The sequence below is a fragment of the Geodermatophilus sp. SYSU D00079 genome, from assembly GCF_054050635.1.
In genome coordinates this window covers 1-543 of the sequence record NZ_JBJGZS010000071.1, presented here as the reverse complement: position 1 = coordinate 543, position 543 = coordinate 1, and the positions used below count along the sequence as shown (strand labels likewise).

Genomic DNA, 543 nt, shown 5'->3' with positions numbered 1-543 from the left:
GCAGCCGCGGTAATTCCAGCTCCAATAGCGTATATTTAAGTTGTTGCAGTTAAAAAGCTCGTAGTTGGATTTCGGGTGGGCTCCAGCGGTCCGCCTATGGTGAGTACTGCTGTGGCCCACCTTTCTGCCGGGGACGGGCTCCTGGGATTCATTTCTTGGGACTCGGAATCGGCGAGGTTACTTTGAGTAAATTAGAGTGTTCAAAGCAAGCCTACGCTCTGAATACATTAGCATGGAATAACACGATAGGACTCTGGCCTATCTTGTTGGTCTGTAGGACCGGAGTAATGATTAAGAGGGACAGTCGGGGGCATTCGTATTTCATTGTCAGAGGTGAAATTCTTGGATTTATGAAAGACGAACTACTGCGAAAGCATTTGCCAAGGATGTTTTCATTAATCAAGAACGAAAGTTGGGGGCTCGAAGACGATTAGATACCGTCGTAGTCTCAACCATAAACGATGCCGACTAGGGATTGGCGGATGTTTTTTCGATGACTCCGCCAGCACCTTATGAGAAATCAAAGTTTTTGGGTTCCGGGGG

At 47.5% G+C, this 543-nt stretch carries 1 rRNA gene; it reads left to right on the top strand.

What is annotated here, in order from left to right:
• A 16S ribosomal RNA gene (locus ACI79E_RS22430) occupies positions 1 to 543 on the top strand; the annotation flags it as partial.